Origin of the sequence: Streptomyces sp. NPDC048277 (assembly GCF_040652235.1) — a bacterium.
GTDB lineage: Bacteria > Actinomycetota > Actinomycetes > Streptomycetales > Streptomycetaceae > Streptomyces.
In genome coordinates, this window is record NZ_JBEZLQ010000014.1 from 72,443 (window position 1) to 90,101 (window position 17,659).

16 protein-coding genes and 1 pseudogene are annotated in these 17,659 nt (G+C 72.3%); 10 read left to right on the plus strand and 7 right to left on the minus strand.

The features are described from left to right. Positions 1-90: 90 nt before the first annotated feature. The gene (locus AB0D85_RS28545; RefSeq protein ID WP_362326075.1) at positions 91-684 is read right to left on the minus strand and encodes a TetR/AcrR family transcriptional regulator; all 594 of its coding nucleotides are present in this window, start codon (positions 682-684) and stop codon (positions 91-93) included. Between the two features lie 114 nt (positions 685-798). On the opposite strand from AB0D85_RS28545, the gene AB0D85_RS28550 reads away from it, so the two are divergent. The 3 genes from AB0D85_RS28550 (at position 799) to AB0D85_RS28560 (ending at position 2,932) form a co-directional block, all read left to right on the plus strand. Further along, positions 799-1,230, plus strand: a complete 432-nt coding sequence (locus tag AB0D85_RS28550; RefSeq protein WP_362326078.1) for a tautomerase family protein — start codon at positions 799-801, stop codon at positions 1,228-1,230. Beyond that, positions 1,223-2,236: an alcohol dehydrogenase catalytic domain-containing protein gene (locus tag AB0D85_RS28555; RefSeq protein ID WP_362326081.1), complete on the plus strand. Its 1,014-nt coding sequence runs from the start codon at positions 1,223-1,225 to the stop codon at positions 2,234-2,236. Before AB0D85_RS28550 ends, AB0D85_RS28555 begins: the two co-directional genes overlap by 8 nt. A 66-nt stretch (positions 2,237-2,302) precedes the next feature. Beyond that, positions 2,303-2,932: a TOPRIM nucleotidyl transferase/hydrolase domain-containing protein gene (locus tag AB0D85_RS28560; protein ID WP_362326085.1), complete on the plus strand. Its 630-nt coding sequence runs from the start codon at positions 2,303-2,305 to the stop codon at positions 2,930-2,932. A 436-nt stretch (positions 2,933-3,368) separates the two neighbouring features. On the opposite strand, the gene AB0D85_RS28565 is transcribed toward AB0D85_RS28560, so the two are convergent. After that, complete coding sequence (locus tag AB0D85_RS28565) at positions 3,369-3,689, minus strand: hypothetical protein (protein WP_362326088.1); 321 nt, start codon at positions 3,687-3,689, stop codon at positions 3,369-3,371. Between the two features lie 153 nt (positions 3,690-3,842). Between AB0D85_RS28565 and AB0D85_RS28570 the strand changes: the two genes are divergently transcribed. Together AB0D85_RS28570 and AB0D85_RS28575 are read left to right on the plus strand one after the other, a co-directional pair. Then, positions 3,843-4,418: an IS607 family transposase gene (locus AB0D85_RS28570; RefSeq protein ID WP_362326091.1), complete on the plus strand. Its 576-nt coding sequence runs from the start codon at positions 3,843-3,845 to the stop codon at positions 4,416-4,418. Then, entirely contained in the window at positions 4,411-6,039 is a 1,629-nt protein-coding gene (locus AB0D85_RS28575) for an IS200/IS605 family accessory protein TnpB-related protein (RefSeq protein ID WP_362326094.1), read from the plus strand. The genes AB0D85_RS28570 and AB0D85_RS28575 overlap by 8 nt, the downstream gene beginning before the upstream one ends. Here AB0D85_RS28575 and AB0D85_RS28580 read toward each other — a convergent pair. Further along, positions 6,036-6,500, minus strand: a complete 465-nt coding sequence (locus tag AB0D85_RS28580; RefSeq protein WP_362326097.1) for an LLM class flavin-dependent oxidoreductase — start codon at positions 6,498-6,500, stop codon at positions 6,036-6,038. The two genes, AB0D85_RS28575 and AB0D85_RS28580, sit on opposite strands and share 4 nt — an antisense overlap. A 335-nt stretch (positions 6,501-6,835) precedes the next feature. On the opposite strand from AB0D85_RS28580, the pseudogene AB0D85_RS28585 reads away from it, so the two are divergent. Next, positions 6,836-7,918, plus strand: a pseudogene (locus AB0D85_RS28585) (right-handed parallel beta-helix repeat-containing protein); the annotation flags it as partial. 69 nt (positions 7,919-7,987) lie between these two features. Here AB0D85_RS28585 and AB0D85_RS28590 read toward each other — a convergent pair. Continuing rightward, positions 7,988-9,037, minus strand: a complete 1,050-nt coding sequence (locus AB0D85_RS28590; RefSeq protein ID WP_362326100.1) for a chitinase — start codon at positions 9,035-9,037, stop codon at positions 7,988-7,990. 196 nt (positions 9,038-9,233) lie between these two features. Here AB0D85_RS28590 and AB0D85_RS28595 point away from each other — a divergent pair, with 196 nt between their 5' ends. Continuing rightward, on the plus strand, positions 9,234-10,274 hold the full coding sequence (locus AB0D85_RS28595; RefSeq protein ID WP_362326103.1) for an NlpC/P60 family protein: 1,041 nt from the start codon (positions 9,234-9,236) through the stop codon (positions 10,272-10,274). Between the two features lie 3 nt (positions 10,275-10,277). Here AB0D85_RS28595 and AB0D85_RS28600 read toward each other — a convergent pair whose 3' ends face one another. Together AB0D85_RS28600 and AB0D85_RS28605 are read right to left on the minus strand one after the other, a co-directional pair. After that, the gene (locus tag AB0D85_RS28600; RefSeq protein ID WP_362326696.1) at positions 10,278-10,940 is read right to left on the minus strand and encodes a response regulator transcription factor; all 663 of its coding nucleotides are present in this window, start codon (positions 10,938-10,940) and stop codon (positions 10,278-10,280) included. A 7-nt stretch (positions 10,941-10,947) separates the two neighbouring features. Beyond that, on the minus strand, positions 10,948-12,237 hold the full coding sequence (locus AB0D85_RS28605) for a sensor domain-containing protein (protein ID WP_362326107.1): 1,290 nt from the start codon (positions 12,235-12,237) through the stop codon (positions 10,948-10,950). A 197-nt stretch (positions 12,238-12,434) separates the two neighbouring features. On the opposite strand from AB0D85_RS28605, the gene AB0D85_RS28610 reads away from it, so the two are divergent. From AB0D85_RS28610 to AB0D85_RS28620, 3 genes are read left to right on the plus strand one after another with little or no spacing between them, the layout of a single operon-like run. Next, a complete protein-coding gene (locus tag AB0D85_RS28610; RefSeq protein WP_362326110.1) occupies positions 12,435-12,668 on the plus strand; it encodes a hypothetical protein in 234 nt (77 codons plus the stop codon). Further along, a complete protein-coding gene (locus tag AB0D85_RS28615; RefSeq protein WP_362326113.1) occupies positions 12,665-13,426 on the plus strand; it encodes an ABC transporter ATP-binding protein in 762 nt (253 codons plus the stop codon). Before AB0D85_RS28610 ends, AB0D85_RS28615 begins: the two co-directional genes overlap by 4 nt. Positions 13,427-13,431: 5 nt before the next feature. Beyond that, a complete protein-coding gene (locus AB0D85_RS28620) occupies positions 13,432-15,942 on the plus strand; it encodes an ABC transporter permease (protein WP_362326116.1) in 2,511 nt (836 codons plus the stop codon). A 144-nt stretch (positions 15,943-16,086) separates the two neighbouring features. Here AB0D85_RS28620 and gndA read toward each other — a convergent pair whose 3' ends face one another. Further along, positions 16,087-17,526, minus strand: coding sequence for an NADP-dependent phosphogluconate dehydrogenase (gene gndA, locus AB0D85_RS28625; RefSeq protein ID WP_362326119.1), 1,440 nt, complete (start codon positions 17,524-17,526; stop codon positions 16,087-16,089). Positions 17,527-17,659: the final 133 nt, after the last annotated feature.

Genomic DNA, 17,659 nt, shown 5'->3' on the forward strand with positions numbered 1-17,659 from the left:
CACGCCTCCGCGACACGCCCCGCGACACGCCTCCGCGGACCGGACCCGCCAGGCCGGACCCGTCACCTTGGACCCGTCACGCCGGGCCCATCACGCCGGGCCCGTCAGCGCGGCGCCGATCAGTGTTTCGAGTTGCCGGGCCACCCGGTCCAGCGGCTCCGTATCCCGGCGGGCGCGGCACATCGCGATCGCGCCCTCGGCCGAGGCGACGACGAGGGTCGCCAGTTCGGGGGCCCGGCCGGCGGCCCCATGGCTCCGCAGGGACTCGGCGAGCAGGCGCTCCCAGCTCTCGAACGCCTCGGCCGCGGCGAGGAGCGACGGAGGGAGTTCGTCGCCCGGCGGCGGCTCCTCGACCGAGACGGCGAGGACGGGACAGCCGGCCCGGAAGCCGCTCGCCACGACGATCCCCCGCCACAGCCCCAGAAAGGCCCGCAGCCCGGCGACCGGCCCGGCGTCCAACTCCTTGCGCAGCAGCCGTTCCACGGACGTGCCGGCGTACCGCACCGCCTCCGTCGCCAACTGCTGCTTGCCGTCGGGGAAGTAGTGGTACGTCGAACCGAGCGGCGCCCTGGCGTGTTTCGCCAGCTCACGGATGCTCATGGCGTTCAGGCCGCGCCGGCTGATCAGATCGGCCGCACCGGCCACGACGCGCTCGCGCGACGGCGTGCCGCTGGACTCGGCCAAGGCCCCGTCCCCTTCCATCCCTCTTCCGCCCCTCTGGTTATAACGATCGTCATAGTCTAGCGTGACCTCCGCTTATAACGACTGTCATAACCCCGTCCACCCAAGGAGGCACCCATGCCCCTGATCCGGCTCACCGCCCCCACCGGCTCCCTGACCGAGGCGGGCCGCAGCACCGTCCAACGCGACCTGGCCGCCGTACTCCTGCGCTGGGAGGGCGCTCCCGACACGCCGTTCTTCCGCGCCCAGGCCTGGAGCCACCTCGTCGAACTGCCCGAGGGCGCCCAGACCACCGCCGAGGACGACGCGCCCCGTTTCCTCGTGGACGTCACGGTCCCCGAGGGCGCGCTCTCCGAGCGCCGCAGGGCCGGACTGGTCGAGGACGCCACCCGGACCGTCCTCGAAGCGGCCGGGCTCACCGCGGCCGACGCGCTGCGGGTGTGGGTACTGGTCCACGAGCAGCCGGACGGCACCTGGGGCGCGGGGGGCTCGGTCGTCCGGTACGCCGACCTCGTGGCGCTGGCAAAGGGCGACCGGGCCGATGCGTGAACTGACCTACGTCGCCCGCGACACCGTGGAATGGCGCGAGGCACCGGACCCGAAGCTGCGCGGTGACGGGGAGGCGATCGTCGCCCCGGTCGCGGCGACGTCGTGCGACGTGGACACCGCGATCCTCGCGGGCCACGGCTTCATCGACCCGCCGTTCGCCCTCGGCCACGAGTGCGTCGCGCGGGTCGTCGAGACCGGCGACTCCGTCGCCACCGTCTCCCCGGGCGACCTGGTCGTCGTCCCCTGGTCCGTCAACTGCGGTACCTGCGACCACTGCCGCTCCGGCCTCACCGCCCACTGCACGGCCGTACCGCACATGGCGATGTACGGCGCCCCGATCGGCGGCACCTGGGGCGGCCTCTTCTCCGACCTGGTCCGGGTGCCGTACGCGGACGCCATGCTCGTACCGCTGCCCGCCGACCTCGACCCGGTGGCGATGGCCTCGGCGAGCGACAACTGGTCGCTGTCCTGGCGCTTGGTGGCCCCACATCTGAGGAGCCGGCCGGGAGCCCGGGTCCTGGTGGTGGCCCGCGGCAGCATCGGCCTCTACGTCGTCGACATCGCCCGCGCGCTGGGCGCCGCCACCGTCCTCTACGTCGACCCCGACCCCGAACACCGCGAGATCGCCCGGGGTTTCGGCGCCGCCACGGCGGAGACCCTGGAGTCGCCCGTCCACCACGGCTTCGACATCGCGGTCGAGGCGACGGGCCGGGTCGACCAACTGGCCCTCGCCGTCAGGTCCCTCGCCCCGGAAGGCATCTGCGAGTCGGCCGGCAACCACTTCCGCCCCGGCGAACTCCCCCTCCTCGACATGTACCTCACCGGCGTGACGTTGCGCATCGCCCGCGACAACGTCCGCGACCACATCCCCGACGCCCTCGCCCTGGCCCGCTCCGGCAAGGTCGACCCGGCGCGGGTCGTCTCCCACGTCCTGGACTGGGAACAGTTGCCGGAGGCCCTCCCGGAGAAGCACCTCAAGCCGGTCTTCGTACGGCACGCGGACTGACGTCGTCGGCCGGAGACACCGGATATTCCCTGGCATCGGCGCCGGAGAGCGGCGGAGACTCGTCCCATGGCGGACATGGGGGCGTTCCGGGACGCGGTCACCGGGTGGGCGGGCGGCGGGCCCGGGGATACCGCGCGTGAGCTGGCCCAGCGGCTCGGGGTGCGGGTGGCCGTGCTCGTCGAGGGGCCCAGTGATGTCGCCGCCGTCGATGCGCTCGCGGCGCGGCGGGGGCGGGATCTGGCGGGCGACGGGGTGTGCGTCCTGTCGATGGGCGGGGCGATGAACGTCGGGCGGTTCGCCCGGCTGCTCGGGCCGCCCGGACTGGGGCTGCGGCTCACGGGACTGTGCGACGAGCGGGAGCGGCCCTACTACGCCCGCGGTCTGGAGCGGGCCGGTGCGGCACAGCACGGGTTCTTCGTCTGCGCCGCCGACCTGGAGGACGAGCTCATCCGCGCGCTCGGCCCGGCCCGGGTCGCGGAGGTGGTCCGGGCCGAGGGCGACGGACGCCCCCTGCTCACCTTCCTGAACCAGCCCGCCCAGCAGGGCCGCACCGCGCAGCAGCAGCTCCGCCGCTTCTTCGGCACGACGTCGGGACGGAAGATCCATTACGGCCGGGTCCTGGTCGAGGCACTGGAACCGGACCACGTGCCCGCACCACTCGACGACCTCCTCAACGGCCTGCCCGCCGCCCTCTGACCCGGCCCCACGAACCACCGCACCGACAGCCCGGCAACCCGGCAACCCGCCGATCCGGGCAGCCCGACACCCCGGCAACCCGCCGATCCGGGCAGCCCGACACCCCGGCAACCCACCAATCCAGGCAGCCCGACACCCCGGCAACCCACCAATCCAGGCAGCCCGACACCCCGGCAACCCACCAATCGAGGCACCTCGGCAACCCGGCAACGCGACAGCCCAGCACCACGGCAACACCGGGCACCCCGGGGATCCCCGGCCCCCGGGCCACCCGACAGCCCAGCACCACGGCACCATGAGCAACCCGACGCCCCGATACCCCGGGCAACCCAACACCCCGGGGACCCCCGGCATCCAGAGCCACCCGACAACCCGGCACCACGGGCCCCCTGGCCCCGCCCCAGGCCCCGGCCTCCGTCCCCCGTCCCAGACCCCCCTAGCCCCCGATCCCCAGCTCCTCCGCCAGCGCCCGGTACCCCGGGAGCGGGTCCGGGGTGTCCCCGGGGCCGTCCAGCAGCTGCAGCGCCACATGGTCGGCGCCCGCCTCCAGATGAGCCCTCAGTCCCTCGGCCACCTTCGGCGTCCCGCCGTGCAGGATCAGCGCGTCGAAGAGCCGGTCGCTGCCGCCGTCCGCGAAGTCGGCGTCGTCGAAGCCCAGCCGCCGGAGGTTGCCGACGTAGTTGCTCAGGCCCAGATAGCGGCCCAGCGTGGCGTCGCCCGTCGCGCGGGCCCGGGAGCGGTCCGTCTCCAGGACCACCTTCTGTTCCGGGGCCAGGATGGTTCCCGTACCGAGGATCTCGCGCGCCCTGCGGGTGTGTTCCGGGGTGACGAGGTAGGGGTCTCCATCTGCTGGTCGTCGAAGTCGGTTAGGTGAGCGTAACCATGGATGAGTGAGTCTCGTTGTCAGAGTGTGAATCTGACGGAATGGGCGAAGACGCAGGGCGTGCATCCGCAGACCGCGTATCGCTGGTTCCATGAGGGGACGTTGCCGGTACCGGCTCGGCGGGTCGGGGCACGCACGATCCTGGTGAACATTGACGCGAACACCACGCCCGAGGCCGTCGGCGGTCTGGGCCTGTATGCCCGCGTGTCCTCGCACGATCAGAAGACCGATCTGGAACGCCAGGTCGCACGGCTGTCGGCATGGGCAGCGAAGGCCGGTCACCGAATCGTTCGTGTTGAAGCGGAGATCGCTTCCGGGATGAACGGCTGCCGTTCCAAGGCCCGGCGTCTGCTGGCCGACCCGAACGTGACCACCGTGGTGGTGGAGCACAAGGACCGGCTCGGCCGGATGAACGTCGAGCTTGTCGAGGCCGCCCTGTCCGCGACGGGCCGTCGACTGCTGGTGCTGGACGACGGCGAGGGCGAAGACGACCTGGTGCGGGACATGGTGGAGGTGCTGACCTCGTTCTGCGCCCGCCTGTACGGGCGCAGGTCGGCGAAGAACCGCGCCCGCAAGGCGCTGGAAGCCGCTGAACATGGCTGACCTCCGCCCGATCGCCGCGCCCTTCGTCGCTCTCGGCCCGTCCGGTGTGGCGGTACGTGCCCGGCTCAAGGACCTCACGCCCGAGGATGAGAAGGTTCTGCGCCTGGTCGGTGCGCACCTGGGCTCGCTCGCCTCGAAGGACCTCAAAGCGCGTTGCGCTGACGGCCTGGAGCACTCCTTAGAGTCATGGGCGGCCCGTAAGCGGGACCTGACGGCCGAGTCGTCGTCCAGGTGGGCCGGGTCGATCACGAAGGCCACGCATGACCAGTGGGCGCTCGCCCGGCGCGGCCAGGCCGTGCACGCCAAGTCCCTCGAAGCCGGTATCACGACGATCCGGCACCGGCTGTCGCTGCCAGTCGGGCAGAAGGGCTCCAAACGGGCTCCGGGCGGCTACCGCTCCGCGCACGAGTGGTTCCACAAAACACGCCGCCTGCATGTGCTGGAGGACCGACTCGATCAGGTTCGGGCCGACAAGGAAGAGAGCCGGGTGCATGTCGTGCGTGGCGGTAAACGTCTGCTGGGCACCCGTCACAACCTCGACAAGGCGCAGCTCACCGAGGCCGAGTGGCGTGAGCGGTGGGAAGCAGGGCGCTGGTTCCTCCAGGCGGACGGCGAGTCGGGGAAAAGGTTCGGCAACGAGACGATCCGCATCACGCCCGAGGGCGAAGTGTCGATCAAGCTCCCGGCCCCGCTCGCCGACCTGGCGAACGCCAGGCACGGCCGGTACATACTCGCTGCGAAGGTGCGGTTCCCTCACCGGGGGCAGGAGTGGGCCGACCGTGTGGAGGCCAACCGGGCCGTGGCCTACCGCCTCCACCACGACACGGGGCGCGGACGCTGGTACGTGGACGCCTCCTGGCAGATCCCTCCCACCAAGACCATCCCACTCGAAGCCGCCCTCGCCGACGGTGTGGTCGGCGTGGACACCAACGCCGACCACCTCGCCGCCTGGCGCCTCGACACTCACGGCAACCCGATCGGCCGGCCGCGCCGGTTCTCCTACGACCTGTCCGGCAACGCCCAGCACCGCGACGCCCAGGTACGGCACGCCCTCACGCAGCTTCTGAACTGGGCCAAGACATGCGGCGTCAAGGCCGTCGCGGTCGAAGACCTCGACTTCCAGGCCGAGAAAACCAGAGAGAAGCACGGGCACAAGCGACGATTCCGCCAGCTCATCTCCGGCATGCCGACCGGCAAGCTCCGCGCCCGGCTGACCTCCATGGCCGACGCCACCGGTATCACGATCATCGCCGTGGACCCGGCCTACACCAGCAAGTGGGGAGCCCAGCACTGGCAAAAACCGACGGCCAGGCGCACCCGCAAAACCACCCGGCACGATGCGGCGAGCATCGCGATCGGACGACGCGCCCAAGGGCACCCGATCCGGCGACGGACGACACCGCCCCGTGCACACCAGAGCGATGTGCACGGGCATCGGACCGTCCAGGCCGACCGGCGTGCCCCTGGGTGTGAGGAACCCCGCCCCCGCATCCCCGGACCACGGACCCGATCCGTGCCGCCGGACGCGGCGAGTACGCGGGCGACCAGGACATCCAAAACCGTTCGGGATGTCCGCAGTGACCAGGAATGGGTCCAAGGCTCACTCCTGCTCACTGATTAGGAACGGTGTGCGGCCGCCGAGCGGTCGGCGGCCAGGCGCAGGACACGGGGACCGAGCGCGGCCAGGGCCCGGCGGGCCACCGGTACGCCGCCGGCGTCGAGGACGTCCAGGTAGTCGTTGAGCGCCCGGTACGGCCGTACGAACTCCTGGGTGATCTCGCGGTGACCGGCGCCGATGCCCAGCAGGAAGCGGTCCGGGTGGCGTTCGGCGATGCGCCGGTACGAGCGGACGATCTCCTCCGCGGGGTTGGACCAGATGTTCACGATGCCGGTGGCGAGGACGAGCCTCTCGGTCGCGTCGAGCAGCCGCTCGGCCTCGGTCAGCTCCGGGTCGGTCACGTTGCCCAGCCAGAGAGTGCCGTAGCCGAGGCTCTCCAGCGCGACCGCCAGCCCGGGCTCGGTCCTGTCGTGGCGCCACACACCGACGGCACCGAGGTCGATCTTGTCAGTGATCTCATCCATGACATCAGTGGTCTCATCCATGACAACGGCAACCGGGGTCCGGCGACCCCTATTCCGATCGCCATCGAAATAGTCCACATGGCGCAATCCCGCCACCATCGGATCACATCTGCGAACAGCCTTTACATACATGACCCTTGACGCGACCACGACACCCTCCCTAGCTTCGCAGAGAAAGCGCTTTCTGGCACCTGCTCACTGCACTCCCGCGCGGTCATACCTCTGAACCCGAACGGAGACGAACGATGCACGTGAGACCAGTCATCGCATCCGTCGGCCTGCTCGCCGGCACGCTCGTCGCATTCTCCGGCGCCCCCGCGCAGGCCGCGTCCACCGTGCTGTACGTGTCGCCGAGCGGCACCGACAGCGCGGCCGGCACCCAGTCGGCGCCGACCACCCTCACCTCGGCGATCAGCCGGATCGCCGCCGGCGGCACGATCTACCTGCGCGGCGGGACGTACGCCTACTCGTCCACGGTGACCGTCCCGGCCGGCTCCAACGGCTCCTCCGGCGCACTCACCACGCTGTCCGCCTACCCGGGCGAGACACCGGTGCTCGACTTCTCGGCGCAGAGCGAGAGTTCGTCGAACCGGGGCATCCAGCTCTTCGCCAACTACTGGCATCTGTACGGCCTCACGGTCGAGCACGCGGGCGACAACGGCATCTACGTCGGCGGCAGCAACAACGTCGTCGAGCGCGTCGTGACCGCGTACAACCGGGACACCGGGCTGCAGCTCGGGCGGATCTCCTCCAGCACGTCGAGCAGCGCGTGGCCGTCGAACAACCTGATCGTCAGCTCCGAGTCGCACGACAACGAGGACAGCGGCGGCGAGAACGCCGACGGTTTCGCGTCCAAGCTGACCACCGGCACCGGGAACGTCTTCCGGTACGACGTCTCGCACAACAACATCGACGACGGCTGGGACCTCTACACGAAGACGGACACCGGTGCCATCGGTCCGGTCACCATCGAGTACTCGCTCTCCTACGGCAACGGCACCCTGACCGACGGCACCCAGAACGCGAACGGCGACCGCAACGGCTACAAGCTCGGCGGCGACGACATCGCCGTCAACCACGTCGTCCAGCACGACATCGCCTACGACAACGGGCACCACGGGTTCACCTACAACAGCAACCCGGGCACGATGACCATCTCGAACAACGTGAGCATCGACAACACCGAGCGCAACTTCTCCTTCGACAAGGGGACTTCGGTGTTCAGGACCGACACCTCGTGCCGGTTCGCCGTCGACGGCTCCAACGACAAGACCGTCGGGGACGCCGACAGCTCCAACCAGTTCTGGACGGGCACCAACGGCTCCCGGTGCTCCTCCTACTCCGGTTCCCTCGGCTGGTCCTTCGCGTCGAGCGGCAAGCTGAACGTCACCTTCGGCGGAACCGTCGTCAATCCGTAGCCCCGCACACGACCCGGCCCGGGCGTCCACACCCTGTGGACGCCCGGGCCGAAACGTCGGCGCGGGACGCTACCGGCGGGGGCCGGTGAAGCGGGCGAAGGTGTGGCTGAAGTACCAGGTGTCCTGGGCGATTCCGGAGCAGGAGTCGGAGCCGCCGGTGCCGACGCAGGTGCCGTTGTCGCGCTGGAGGGCCCAGAAGGAGAGGGTGTCGATGCCCTGGGCGGTGGCCCAGCGCTCGACGGCGGTGGCGTTCTGGGTGGTGAAGGTCTCCGCGGGGCCGTAGTCGTCGATGCCGGGCATCTCGGTGACGCCGACCATGCCCCAGAGCCGCTTCGGGCTCTTGTGCGGGTAGAGGGCGTGGAGTTGGCCGTACAGGCCGGTCGCCGCGGTCTTCGTGTCGGTGGCCATGTCGTGGGTGGCGCCGTCGTAGTAGTCGAAGGTCATGAGGTTGACGACGTCCACGCGCGCGTGGTCGGCGACGGCGTTCTGGAGGACGGCGAGGCCGTCGGCCTCCAGGCCCTTGGTCGTCGTCGGCAGGGTGTAGGAGAACTGGAGCGGCCGGCCGGTGCGTTCGGCCCAGCGCTCGGCCTTGGCGATCGCCTTGTTGCGGCGGTCGATGCCGGCCGTGTTGGCGAGGGAGTCCGCCTCGACGTCGAGGTCGATGCGGGAGATGCCGTACGTCGTGACGAGCTTCTCGTACACGCCGGCGATGGCGTCCACGTCGGTGCAGCTGTCGGCGAGTTCGGTGCCGGTGGTGTCGGCGCTGTAGCCGCCGAAGGAGGGGATGGCGTCGCCGCCGCGGGCCTGCAGGGCGGCGATGTCGGCGCCGAAGGCCGCGGGGGAGACGGGCTGGGTGGTGTCGCCGTTCCAGTCGGCGGTGCAGGAGCCCGCCGTGGGCGTCTGGAGGAAGGCCAGGGTGAGGTACTTGTTGCCGGACTCGGCGGCGAGCGCGGCGGGGCTCTGGCCGGTCCAGGCCTCGACGTAGGGGGCGGAGACGTGCGCGGGCAGGGGCCTCGCGCGGTGCGCGGCCGAGGCGTGTGCGGCGCCGGTCGCAAATCCGACGAGCGCGGCGGACAGGGCGGTTGCTGTCAGGGCGTGCAGGGCACGAGTGCGTCTCATGGACGCCCATAGTTGGACTAGACCATTTAACTGTCAAGGTTCTTTATAGTTACCTGACCGACAACAGGTGGCCGGATTTTTTCCATGCGGAGATTTGAACTGATCATCAGAGAGTCATTAATGTCTGTTACTCGTACCTCTAGTTGCTCCAGTTGACCCATTGCTCGACTCTTTCGTTCGGAAGGAGGCCGCCTCCGTGGCGTCCCACCGTCGTCCCAAGCAGCCGAGCCGCGCTCGCGTCACCGTGCTCACCACCGCTGCCGCTGCCGCAGTCGTCCTCTCCTCCCAGGCGGCGAACGCCGCGCCCGCCGCCAAGCCGAAGAAGGACGAGGTCAAGTCCCAGGTCGACAAGCTCTACGAGGAGGCCGAGCAGGCCACCGAGAAGCTCAACGGGGCCAAGGAGAAGCAGGAGAAGCTCCAGAAGCAGATCTCCGCGCTCCAGGACTCGGTCGCCCGCGGACAGGACGAGCTGAACGAACTGCGCGACGGCATAGGCAGCATGGCCACCGCCCAGTACCGCAGCGGGGGCCTCGACCCGTCCCTGCAGCTGTTCCTCTCCTCCGACCCGGACAGCTACCTGGACAAGGCGGCCACGCTGGACCAGTTGAGCAGCCAGCAGGTCGAGGCGCTGCAGAAGATCCAGGCCAAGCAGCGCGAACTGGCGCAGGAGCGGGCGGAGGCGACCGGCAAGCTCAAGGACCTGGCCGCGACCCGTACCGAACTGGCCAAAAACAAGACCGAGGTCCAGGGCAAGCTCGCCCAGGCGCAGAAGCTGCTCAACAGCCTCACCGCCGCCGAGAAGGCCGCCCTCGCCGCCGAGCAGGACCGCGCCAGCCGCTCCTCCAGCGCCCGCGTGGACCTCGGCAACGCCACCTCCGCCACCGGCAGGGCCGCCGCCGCGTTCGCCGCCGCCAAGACCAGGCTCGGCAGCCCGTACGTCTTCGGCGACACCGGCCCGTCCACCTTCGACTGCTCGGGCCTGACCTCCTGGGCCTACGCGCAGGCCGGTGTCTCCATCCCGCGCACCTCCGAGTCCCAGGCGACGATCGGCACCAAGATCTACTCGACCTCGGACCTCCAGGTCGGCGACCTGGTCTTCTTCTTCAACGACCTGCACCACGTGGGCCTGTACGCGGGCAACGGGCAGATCCTGCACGCCCCGCGCACCGGCACGGTCGTCCGTTACGAGTCGATGAGCACCATCGGCGGCCCGTTCATGTTCGGGGTCCGGGTCTAGGGCCTAACGGGCGCGTACGCGCGCGTCCTCCAGGTAGTGCAGGACCGCCGCCACCCGGCGGTCCACCCGGTCGGCCGGGGACAGGTCGAGCTTGGCGAAGATGCTGCGGATGTGCTTGTGCACGGCGCCGTCGGTGACGACGAGGCGTTCCGCGATCGCCGAGTTGCCGAGTCCCTCGGCCATCAGGGCGAGGACGTCGCGTTCGCGCGGGCTCAGCCGTTCCAGTCGGGTGTCCTGGCGGGAGCGGGTGAAGAGCTGGGCGACGACCTCGGGGTCGATCGCGGTGCCCCCGGCCGCCACCCGGTGCAGGGCGTCGAGGAACTCCTCGACCCGGCCCACCCGTTCCTTGAGCAGATAGCCGAGACCGCCGACCCCGCCGGTGAGCAGCTGGGTGGCGAAGCTCTGCTCGACATAGGCGGACAGGACGAGGACGGCGAGGCCGGGGTGGCGGCGCCGGGCCTCGACGGCCGCGCGGATGCCTTCGTCGGTGTGGGTGGGCGGCATCCGGACGTCGAGGATGGCGATGTCCGGGCGGTGCGCGTCGATGGCGTCCAGGGCGTCGTCGGCCGTTCCGGCGGTGGCGGCCACGTCGAGGCCCTCGGCGCGCAGCAGGAGGGCCAGGCCCTCGCGGAGCAGCGGGTCGTCCTCGGCCATCACGATGCGCAACGCCGGCTCATGTTCCACAGGGCAGTTCCACTTCCAGGGTTGTCGGACCGCCTGCCGGACTGGTCAGGCGGAGAGTGCCGTCGTGCGCCGCGACCCGGCGGCGGATACCGGTCAGCCCGGAACCCCCGTCCGCTCCCCCAGTGCCGAAAGCCTGGGAGGTGCCCCCAGCACCGCCCCGCCCGTCGTCGGTGACGGTCAGGCGCAGCCGGCCGCCGCGGGCCCGGACGGTGACCGTGACCTGTCCGGCGCCGCTGTGCTTGGCGACGTTGGTCAGCGCCTCGGCGACGACGAAGTAGGCGGTCGCCTCGACGGAGGCGGCACAGCGTTCGGGCGCGTCCACGTCGATCCGGCACGGCACCGGGCAGTCGGCCGCGAGGCCGGACAGCGCGCCCGCGAGACCGCGGTCGTCCAGCACCGGCGGCAGGATGCTGCGCGAGACCGTGCGCAGTTCCGCCAGCGCCTGTTCGGCGGCGGACTGGGCGCGCTCCAGGATCTCGTCGGCGCGGGACGGGTCGCGGGCGACCTGGCGGCGGGCGGCGCCGAGCAGCACGGTGACCGAGACCAGCCGGTTCTGGGTGCCGTCGTGCAACGCCCGCTCGATGCGTCGCAGTTCGGTGGCGTGGGCGTCCAGGGCGGCGGCGCGGGTGGCGGTCAGTTCGGCGACCCGGAGGGAGAGGTCCTGGCCGGGTCCGGCGGCCAGCAGCCGCCGTCCGGGTTCCGCCTGGAGCCGGGCCATGCCGGGGGTCAGCCCCAGGATGACGGCGATCGACCCGATGCCGAACGCGCAGACGGCGAAGGCGTCGGCCCAGGAGTGCGCGACGCCGTAGCCGAAGGAGGTGGCGGTCGCGGCCTCGGGCAAGAACCGCCAGTACAGCGGAAAGAGCGTGTCCCGTACGGCGGACAGCGTCAGACAGACGCCGAGCAGCCCCAGCGGCAGGCCGAGGGCGGCGTGCCGCAGCAGCCAGCGCAGTTCGCGCCGGGTGGTGGGGTCGACGAGGGCGAGCCGCAGCCGGGTGGGCGGCGGCTCCGGGGGGACCACCTCGGGGCCGCGCCGCCCGAGCCGTGCCCGCTCCCGGCCGGCCAGGGCGTGCAGCGCGCGCAGGGTGAACGGGGCCAGGAGCAGGCCCACGCCGAGCGGTGCGGTCAGCGCCGTCACCGCGAGCAGGAGCAGCAGGCCGAACGCCGGGGCGGCCGTACCGAGCCCGCCGACGAGCTCGGCCAGCGCGGCGCCCGCCGCCCGCAGCGTCCGTTCGGCAAGGGCCCTGACACCCTCGGCCCGCACATCCGTGACCGCCATCGCCGCTCCTTCCTCCGTCGGCAACGACCTTAGGGCGTACCGCAGTTGTACGGCGCCTCCAGCCCCGGAAGGTATAGCCAGCTGTACCCGGAACCGGGCGGTGCGCGGGATCGGCCGAGGGGGGTCACGGTCCGTAGCGTCGGTCTCCTGATCCAGGAAACCGTGACAGCCGTAGCAGGACGCATCAGGAGGCAGCCGTGGCCGGCACCGACCCCTACCGACTCTCCAGCCCGCCGCCGCCCGCGGTGGAACCGGGCGGCGGCGCGGACCTCACCCGCACCCTGCTCTGGTCCCTGCTGGTGCTCAGCGCGGCCGCCAACATGGCGACGTCGTACGGCGGTGTCACCCCGTGGGCGAACGTGGCCTGCGGAGTGGTGACCCTGCTCAGCGCGGGCACCCTGGTCGTGCGCCGGCTGCGAGGCCGCCGGTGAACGCGACCGCCGTCGGCACCGGCGTCGACACCGGCCGGCGGGCGCCGGCGATCGCGCTCGCGGGGGTCGGCAAGACGTACGCGGGCGGGGTACGGGCCCTGGACGACGTGTCGCTGACCGTGGAACACGGCACCTTCCTCGCCGTGATGGGCCCCTCCGGCTCCGGCAAGAGCACGCTGATGCACTGCGCGGCCGGACTGGACTCGCCGACCTCGGGCAGCGTCCGCATCGACGGCCGGGAGATCGCCGGGCTGAACGAGACCGCGCGCACCGAACTCCGCAGGGAGCGCGTCGGTTTCGTCTTCCAGGCCTACAACCTGATCCCCTCCCTCTCCGTCGAGGACAACATCACGCTGCCGCTGCGGCTGGCCGGCCGCCGCCCCGACCGGGACTGGATCGGCACCCTGGTCGAACGGGTGGGACTGGCCGACCGCCTCCACCACCGCCCCGCCGAACTCTCCGGCGGCCAGCAGCAACGGGCCGCGCTGGTCAGGGCGTTGGCCACCCGCCCCACGGTCGTCTTCGCCGACGAACCGACCGGCGCGCTCGACCTGCGCAGCGCCCACCAGGTCCTCGACCTGCTCCGGGCCCTCGTCGACGACCTGGGCCAGACCGTCGTCATGGTCACCCACGACCCGGCCGCCGCGGCCCGCGCCCACACCGCGCTGGTGATGGCCGACGGCCGGGTGGTCGAGGCCATGGACCACCCCATGGCCTCCCAACTGGCGGCCCGTCTGGCCGCGTTGGGAGAGCACTGAACATCATGCTGCACTTCGCCCTTCGGATGGCCGCCCACCGGATCGCCTCGCTGCTCGCCGTGGCCTGCGCGGTCCTCGGCGGCGCGGCCCTGATCACCGCCACGGGTGTGCTGGCGGAGTCCGGCCTGCGCTCCCAGCTGCCGCCCGGCCGGCTCGGCGGCGCGGCCGTCGTGGTCGCCGCCGACCAGGAGTACCACCCGCCCGGCGACCTGCCGATCGCCCTGCCCGAGCGGGCCACCGTCCCGGCCGGCCTCACCGCCCGCCTGGCGAGGCTGCCCGGCGTCACGGCGGCGGTCGGCGACCTGGGCTTCCCGGCCGCGCTGACGGACCCGCAGGGCCGCCTCGTCCCGGTCGCCGACCAGGACCCGGCGGCGGCCGGCCACGGCTGGTCCTCGACGAAGCTGCTCGCCGACCCGCGCATCGAGGGCCGGGCCCCGTCGGACGCGACCGAGCTGGCGGTGGACGCCTCGACCGGCCTGGCGGTCGGCGACCGGGTCCACGTCACCGCGAACGGCGGTACGGCCACGGCCTACCGGGTGACCGCCCTGGTGCACGCCACCGGCGCGGGGATCTACTTCTCGGACCGGACGGCGGCACAACTCCACGAGAACGTCCGCACCGTCGACCTCATAGGCCTGCGCACCGCCCCCGGAGCCGAGGAGCGGGTCGCCTCCGAGGTCCGGGAGGCGGTCGCCGGCACCGGGCTGAAGGTGCTCACCGGAGCCGGGCGGGGCGTGGCCGTGGCCCCGGGCGTCGGCTCGGCGCGCTCGCTCCTCGTGCTGCTCTCCGGTTCGCTCGCCGGGATCGTCCTGCTGATCACCGGGTTCGTCACGGCGGGCGCGCTGGGCGTGGCGATCGCGGGCCAGCGCCGGGACCTGGCGCTGATGCGCGCGGTCGGGGCGACACCGCGGCAGATCCGCCGGCTGGCGGCCGCCCAGTCGACGGCGGTGACGGCCGCGGCCCTGGTGCCCGGCATCGCCCTCGGCTACCTCCTCGCCGACCGCTTCCGCGCGCTCCTCGTCCACCGGGACGTGCTGCCGCCCCAACTCCCGCTCACCTTCAGCCCGTTGCCCGCCCTGGCCGCGATCCTGCTCCTCGTCGCGACCGTCCGGTTCGCGGCCCGCTGCGCGGCCTGGCGCACCTCTAGGATGCCGGCCACCGAAGCGGTCGCCGAGTCCCGCAGCGAACCCCGCACCCCGTCCAGGCCCCGTACGGTCGCGGGCCTGCTCCTGATGGCCGTCTCCCTCGTCCTGTCCGTCCCCCCGCTGCTGCAACGCACCCTGATCGGCGCCTCCGCCACCTCCATCGCGGGCATCGTCGCCGCGATCGGCCTGGCGCTGGCGGGCCCCGCGCTGGTCCGTGCGGCGGGCGAGGCGGCCGTACGACGGCTGCGCCCCGGGGTGTCCGCGCCGACCTGGCTGGCGCTGTCCAACGTACGGGCGTACGCCCAGCGCGTCACCGGAGTGATCAGCCCGCTCGCCATGGCCGTCGTGTTCGTGCTGACGTACACGCTCGCGCAGACCACGGTGCTGGCCGCGACCGCGGACGACACGCGGACCGGGACGACGGCCGGGTACCGGCTGAGCGCGCCCGCGCTGGGCGGGCTGCCGACGGACACGCTGTCCGCGGTACGGCGGCTGCCGGGGGTACGGGCGGCGGCACCGGTCGGTACGACCACGGTGGTCTGGCCGTACCGCATGTTCGACGACACCGAGACCGAGTCCGCCTCCGCGCTGATCCTCACCCCGGCCGCGAAGGACGTCCTCGACCTCGGGGTGACACAGGGCAGCGTGTCCGGCCTGACCGGCGCCACGGTCGCCGTCAGCAGCGAGGTGGCGGGGCCGCGTGATGCCCGACTGGGCGCCCGCATCAAGCTGTTCCTCGGCGACGGCGCGCCCGTCGAGGCGACGGTGGTGGCCGTCTACGACCGCGGGCTCGGCTTCGGCCCGGTCGTCCTCTCCCGCGACCTGGCCGCCGGGCACACCACGTCCGGCCTCGACCAGAGCGTCCTCGTCCGCACCGACGGCACGGCCACGGCCGAGCGCGGGCTCACGGCCCTGGCCGCCGCGCGTCCCGGCCTCGCCCTCTCGGACACGGCCCCCGACACGGGCGCGGACACACCGCCGGAGGTCTGGGTGAACCTCGCCGTCATCGTCGTCCTGCTCGGCTATCTGCTGCTCAGCATCGCCAACCGGCTGGTCGCGGCGACGGCCCAGCGCCGCACGGAGATCGCCGCGTTGCGCCTGGTCGGCACGACACCGCGGCAGATCCTCGCGATGATGCGGCGGGAGGCCGGGGTGATCGCGGTCGCCGCGCTGGTGTCGGGGGCCGCGCTGTCCGCGCTGCCGCTGGTGCTGCTGGGCCAGGGTTTCCTGGACCGGCCGTGGCCGGCGGGGCCGGGGTGGCTGCTGCCCGCTGCCGCGGCGACGGTGGTGGTGACGGCGTACGTGACTGTTGAGCTGCCGACGAGAAGGGCGCTGCGGGTGCCTCCGGCGGAGGCCGTGAGAGCCCCGTAAGGGGCGCTGGGGGTACCCCCGGCCGAAGGCTGGGGGAGGAACTGCGCGACCGGCCACAACGGACCGCCGCGGGGCAAACGGTGCTCAGCCGTCCGCGGCGCCGTCGTGGCTTGTCGCGCAGTTCCCCGCGCCCCCAAAAACCGCTCAGCCCTCGGTTTCCGGGCGGCCCTCTGTCGCCCAGTGGGTGTGGAAGGTGCCCTCCCGGTCCGTCCGCCGGTAGGTGTGCGCGCCGAAGTAGTCGCGCTGGCCCTGGAGGAGGGCCGCCGGGAGCCGGTCGGCGCGGAGGGTGTCGTAGTGGGACAGGGCCGCCGAGAACGCCGGGACCGGGATGCCCCGGCGGGCCGCCGACGCGACGGTCTCGCGCCACGGCACCTGCGCGTCGGTGATCTCCTTCGCGAACTCCTCCTGGGCCAGCAGGCTGACGAGGTCCGGGTCGGCCCGGTAGGCCGCGCGGATCCGGTCGAGGAAGGACGCGCGGATGATGCAGCCGCCCCGCCAGATCCGGGCCACCGCGCCGAGGTCGATCTTCCAGCCGTACTCGGCCGCCGCGTCCTGGATCATCGTCCAGCCCTGGTCGTAGGCGATGACCTTCGAGGCGTAGAGGGCGTGTTCGACGCGGGACGCGAAGCGGTCGGCCTCGGTCGCGCTGAGCGGCGGTGTGGTGCCGCCGGGCAGCCCGGCGTACGCGGCACGCAGTGCGCCGCGGCCGGAGGCGGCACGGGCGAACGTCGCCTGGGCGATCGCGGTGACCGGCGAGGCCAGGTCCAGCGCGGTCTGCACGGTCCAGCGCCCGGTGCCCTTCTGCCCGGCCGCGTCGGCGACGACGTCGACGAAGGGGGCGCCGGTGGCGGCGTCGACGTGGGCGAGGACGTCGGCGGTGATCTCGATGAGGTAGGAGCCGAGCCGGCCGCCGTTCCACTCCCGGAAGATGTCCGCGATCTCGGCCGGCGCGTACCCGCCGACCTGGCGCAGCAGGTCGTACGCCTCGGCGATGAGCTGCATGTCGGCGTACTCGATGCCGTTGTGGACCATCTTCACGAAGTGCCCGGCGCCGTCCGCGCCGACGTGCGTGGCGCACGGCTCGCCGCCCACCTTCGCGCTGATGTCCTCGAACATCGGCCCGAGCACGGCGTACGACTCGGCGGAGCCGCCTGGCATGATGGACGGCCCGTTGAGCGCGCCCTCCTCGCCGCCGGAGACGCCCACGCCGACGAAGTGCAGGCCCTTCTCGCGCAGCGCGGCCTCGCGGCGGCGGGTGTCGGCGAAGTGGGCGTTGCCGCCGTCGATGACGATGTCACCGGGTTCGAGGAGCGGCACGAACTCGTCGATGACGGCGTCGGTGGCGGCGCCCGCCTGCACCATGATCATGATCCGGCGGGGGCGTTCCAGGGCGGCGACGAACTCGGCGGCCGTCTCGGCGCCGACGAAGCTGCCCTCGTCCCCGTACTCCTCGACCAGCGCGCGGGTGCGGGCGGGGGTGCGGTTGTGGACGGCGACCGGGTAACCGTGCCGGGCGAAGTTCCGGGCCAGGTTGCGGCCCATCACGCCCAGGCCGGTCACGCCGATGGCTGCGGATGCGTTCACGGGGGACTCCGATCTGCGGACGAACGCTGACGTGCCCGGTGGTACGGGCGGGTCGTGGGCGTCCGTTCAGATCGCCGTGCCCGGCGGACCCGAACGGGCGAAAGTCGCGGCTCCGGGCGCGTGGGACCGCCCC

What these genes read in the sequence shown, in the direction of transcription:
- AB0D85_RS28580 (WP_362326097.1), bottom strand. Translation starts at nt 6,500, where the DNA reads ATGGATGAGATCACTGACAAGATCGACCTCGGTGCCGTCGGTGTGTGG.
- AB0D85_RS28555 (WP_362326081.1), top strand. Translation starts at nt 1,223, where the DNA reads ATGCGTGAACTGACCTACGTCGCCCGCGACACCGTGGAATGGCGCGAG.
- AB0D85_RS28605 (WP_362326107.1), bottom strand. Translation starts at nt 12,237, where the DNA reads ATGGCGGTCACGGATGTGCGGGCCGAGGGTGTCAGGGCCCTTGCCGAA.
- AB0D85_RS28550 (WP_362326078.1), top strand. Translation starts at nt 799, where the DNA reads ATGCCCCTGATCCGGCTCACCGCCCCCACCGGCTCCCTGACCGAGGCG.
- AB0D85_RS28620 (WP_362326116.1), top strand. Translation starts at nt 13,432, where the DNA reads ATGCTGCACTTCGCCCTTCGGATGGCCGCCCACCGGATCGCCTCGCTG.
- AB0D85_RS28590 (WP_362326100.1), bottom strand. Translation starts at nt 9,037, where the DNA reads ATGAGACGCACTCGTGCCCTGCACGCCCTGACAGCAACCGCCCTGTCC.
- AB0D85_RS28560 (WP_362326085.1), top strand. Translation starts at nt 2,303, where the DNA reads ATGGCGGACATGGGGGCGTTCCGGGACGCGGTCACCGGGTGGGCGGGC.
- AB0D85_RS28575 (WP_362326094.1), top strand. Translation starts at nt 4,411, where the DNA reads ATGGCTGACCTCCGCCCGATCGCCGCGCCCTTCGTCGCTCTCGGCCCG.